Annotated in this window: 4 protein-coding genes; all 4 read right to left on the bottom strand. The window is 37.2% G+C overall.

Translation table 11 applies throughout. From position 1 onward, the window contains the following. Nucleotides 1-621 precede the first annotated feature (621 nt). Complete coding sequence (gene dnaB / locus CK510_RS27185) at nucleotides 622-1,992, bottom strand: replicative DNA helicase (RefSeq protein ID WP_095724628.1); 1,371 nt, start codon at nucleotides 1,990-1,992, stop codon at nucleotides 622-624. A gap of 174 nt (nucleotides 1,993-2,166) precedes the next feature. Further along, a complete protein-coding gene (locus tag CK510_RS27180) occupies nucleotides 2,167-2,484 on the bottom strand; it encodes a hypothetical protein (RefSeq protein ID WP_095724627.1) in 318 nt (105 codons plus the stop codon). A gap of 47 nt (nucleotides 2,485-2,531) precedes the next feature. Beyond that, nucleotides 2,532-3,059 carry a helix-turn-helix domain-containing protein gene (locus tag CK510_RS27175; protein WP_095724626.1) on the bottom strand — a complete coding sequence of 176 codons (528 nt, stop codon included), beginning with the start codon at nucleotides 3,057-3,059 and terminating at the stop codon, nucleotides 2,532-2,534. A 103-nt stretch (nucleotides 3,060-3,162) separates the two neighbouring features. After that, nucleotides 3,163-3,285 (bottom strand): hypothetical protein, encoded by a 123-nt coding sequence (locus tag CK510_RS34125; protein WP_281257093.1) that lies wholly within the window; start codon nucleotides 3,283-3,285, stop codon nucleotides 3,163-3,165. Nucleotides 3,286-4,125 lie beyond the last annotated feature (840 nt).

Raw genomic sequence — 4,125 nt, 5'->3', positions numbered from 1 at the left:
GTTTCGAGAGCATAGAAATCACAACAAAATTTTCTTTCCCTACTAATAACCCTCAATCGATGGAATTTGCATCAACCAATTGTAGTATATTTAACTTGTATTTTTCTCTGATGAGATAATATATTTTTGTTGTCAAAATATTAGCATTTGGTTTGTGTATAAATACTTGATAAAATGAAAATCTGTATTTTATATATCTTTGCCTTGCAAGATATTACTGTCTTTTTAGCTTAATAAGCACAGATACATCTCTGTAGTCTACATAGAAATATTGTCCATTTCCCTTTATTTCAAGGATTACAAGTAACTCAGTTATTTAAAAATAGATAGATTAGTAACGAATGAAATGTTGATTGGTACGACGTTTTCATCTGTTTTTTTAGTTAGTTACTGTGAATACTATTAAAATCATGATTAAAAGTAAAAAACACTAGATTATTTTTTGGTCGCATTTTTTTTGAACAGCAAAACCTACATCTGACCACGTTATGCGAACTGATAACGTGGTCAGATGCTCTCAGGGATGGGTATTCAAAGAATTTGGAATACTCGCTATTGCGAGGGAGCAAGCTACACAGTTTATTTAATTGTTAATTGCAAATTGTATATGACTGACTATTTTTACCATCCAGAACGAGCCAAATTTTTAAATTTGACAAATTGATTATCGAACAATAATTTGACTGTCCCAGTCGCACCATCTCGGTGTTTGACAACAATTACTTCGCATATTCCCCGTTCGATTGAATCAAGTTTGTAGTATTCATCGCGATACAACATGATTACCTTATCCCCGTCCTGCTCAATTCCACCCGAATCTCTCAAATCCGAGAGGATGGGACGTTTATTCGGTCGCGTCTCCACGGCACGGGAAAGTTGAGACAGACAAATAATAGGTACTTGCAACTTCATTGCCAGTCTTTTTAAGCCTCGCGTAATCGCCGCTATTTCATTGTTACGGTTAACGTTTCCATCCCCCATCAGTTGCAAATAATCAATTATCATAAGCCCCAATTCCCTACGCTCTAAAGCCATAATTCGCCGACATTCAGCTTCAAAATAAGTTAGGGATGGTGTCGGACAATCATTCAGATATATCGGTAGTTCTGATATATCTTTAACTGCCGTGCTTATTGGCTGCCACTGACAATTACTAATCCTGCCAGTTTTGAGATAATTGCTCTCAACATTTGCCGCATTCGCCAGTAACCGCATAGCAATTTGGGTTTTGGACATTTCCAAGCTAAACAAAACAACGGGGAGATTCTGCATCTGCGCCACATTAAAACCAATTTGGGCAGCAATCGCACTCTTTCCCATCGATGGACGACCTGCAATTATTACCAAATCTCCACGATTGAAACCACCATTTATGATTAGGTCAAAGTCGTAAAATCCCGTGGGGATACCCAATGGAGCTAATCGTTGGTTGCGTTCCTCCACAATTTGGTAGGTATCGGTCATCACCTCAGAAATATGACTTGAACTTGATGTATTTTCCCCTTGCTGCAAATTGTAAATCTGGGTTTGCAATTGCGAACATGCTTGTTCTAGGGTGACTTCATCATCCGCAGAGTGCTGTAACTCCAATGCTAGAGTTCCCAATCGACCCAATTCACGCCGTTTCCATTTTCCAATTACCAAATCAGCCAAAACATCAATATTCACTGCACTAACGCAGCTTTCAACCAGGGAAAGTAATTTATTTCTACCTCCAACCCGAAATAATAAATCCTTTGTTTCCAACCAGTTTGCGATCGCAATTAAATCTGTTGGTTGTTCAGTTGCCGAAAGTCTAAGCGCCGATGTGTAAATCTGTTGGTGGGCATTGAAGTAAAAATGGTACGGTTTTAAGCGATCGCTAACCCGCATAATTGCATTGGGGTCAAGTAAAATCCCTCCTAATATTGCTTCTTCTGCCTCTAAACAATGGGGTGGCAACTTCCTTGCAGACGAAGCAAAGTTAATTACCTTATCTTGTCTTCCGTACATAAGTAGGTGAGCGGGAAAAATTATCGTTGTGGTCAGGGAGTAGTGAATAGTGAGTAGTGAGTAGGGGTAAGACTTTGAGGTAAATTTACCTCAATGTTACATAGTTCTGTTTATTTCTACCCACCTACTTAGCTATCCAAATACAAGTCTAAATTTTGTAGTCGCTAACTTCTCTCACTCCGGCATATTTACAAATCTTTCTGGGTATTTGGCGATCGCCCATTCATACCAAGCCGAAGATGTTGCATTTTCACAAAATTTTGCCAAACCAAGACTCATCAGCGTGTGGTATTGTCCCTCATGGATACTGGCATCACAATTCTCAAAAAGTAAAACTTCTGTACTATTGCCACCCCGGCAATGTGTCAATCTACTTGAAGATTCTTGTTTTTCAAAGAGTTCTCTCAATTCTTCAAAGTTTGCCTCAATCCATTTACCTGGCAAAGTTGGAGGTGTTGGTAACTCCGATGCTTTTGAGAAAGCAAATTCCAAAAATCTCTCTCTCTCCTCTTCTGAGAGAGTCTTAATATCTAAATATTCTATATATATATTAGAGGGTCTGGAAGCTTTTCCCAGTAAAGGTTCTGGCTGTCGATTGTTTCCTCTAGGAAATCTGAGTTTCCTATGGGAAACTCAGGTTTCTCCTGGGAAACCGCGTTTCCTATAGGAAACACTTCCTCAGTACAGTTAGTAATTAATTGTATTTTCTGTTTCTCCGTAGATGAATCGGAAGCTGCCCAAGGGGTATTATCTATTGGGTATGGTGGATTGTGGTCACTATTTTTGCTTGGTCTAATTTGGATTTTGACCTGCACTAGTTCCATGTCTATCTCACCGACTTGTTCTAATTTTTTCAGCGCTTTAGATACAGCACCTTTGGACAATCCTAAATCCAATGCCATTTGAGTCACACTGTATTCCTGTTTGCAATTCTCAAATGGGTCGAGAGAGCGGATATAGTAGAGAACTTTGATTTGGGTTCCGGTTAAATCTTTCACGGTTTTTAACCACTCGCTATGGGTTAATTGGTAGAACAACGAAGGTTTTTCTGCTTTGACTTGGGTCATTGGTGAGACTCCTTCTCATATCAGTCAGGTGGAAGTTTTAAAAGTGCTATGATGCGAATTCCTGTCTAGACTTTGCCAATTTATTAGTAAATCGAATCTAATTTCATGATTGTTGCTTTGTTTGCAATCCCATTGGTGATATATCAAATTTTCCCAACCGCCACTGTTTTTCCAATTCTAAATACCACATTATTATTTCTCGACCTTTTTCCGTTCGTGCCATCATTGCAAATGATTTTGCACAGTCGATTACTAAAATCTAACCATTCCCAATAAATGTCAAAATCAACAGGAAACTGTGTAAATAACTTGCAATTGAATTGCAAATGATTCCGACATAAGTCTTTGCCTCTGATAATTTTGTCAGCGCGGTAGTTGTATTTAAAACACTAACGTATCCCTGGATTCAAGCAAAACAAAAAAATCGAGTCAGAATCGTTGGTTTTTGATGGCATAGCTTACCCCAATGCTATGCCATCAAGTTAAGAAGGCTAAGTATAGCAGCAAGAAGAGTGTACATCCATATTTACGTACAGAATATCCAAACTGCCTTCTTAGTAATGCTTTCTGGCTGTTGATTTTCTTATTGATAATTTGTTCGGTCATGTTTGATACTGATTTACTAAATCTTGAACCCATTCTGTTCAAAACAAATCATCCAAAAGGATGAGAAAATTATGCAAAACTAAATACTATCCCATTGGATAGATGCAGAAAATCTATTTTGTTCTCTAGTCTATAAAATATTTTATACAGTTACTTGGTAGGCGCTTTAAATATAAATACGTAGACAAACGTCTTCTGTTTCCATCAAAACATATTCAAATCAATTTTTGTTAAATTTGTGACAGTAAAAAAGGTGTAACCTGCTGTTAACAAGGTGACTACAAATTTAATTGACCACGGCTCGTATCAATATATGTCAATTTGTGTCGCACAATTACTCAATAAATTATGATATTGGAACAAGCACTTAAGTTTTTTATTGTGATAGATGAGACTTATAAAGATTTTCTAAATATTCCTATTTTTTGAGATTTTTTAATTATATTGAAGCCTTGTATTA

Source organism: Brunnivagina elsteri CCALA 953, assembly GCF_002289455.1.
Taxonomy (GTDB): Bacteria; Cyanobacteriota; Cyanobacteriia; order Cyanobacteriales; family Nostocaceae; genus Brunnivagina; species Brunnivagina elsteri.
Note: the sequence above shows the minus strand (reverse complement) of the source record. Positions and strands in the feature narration are given on the sequence as shown.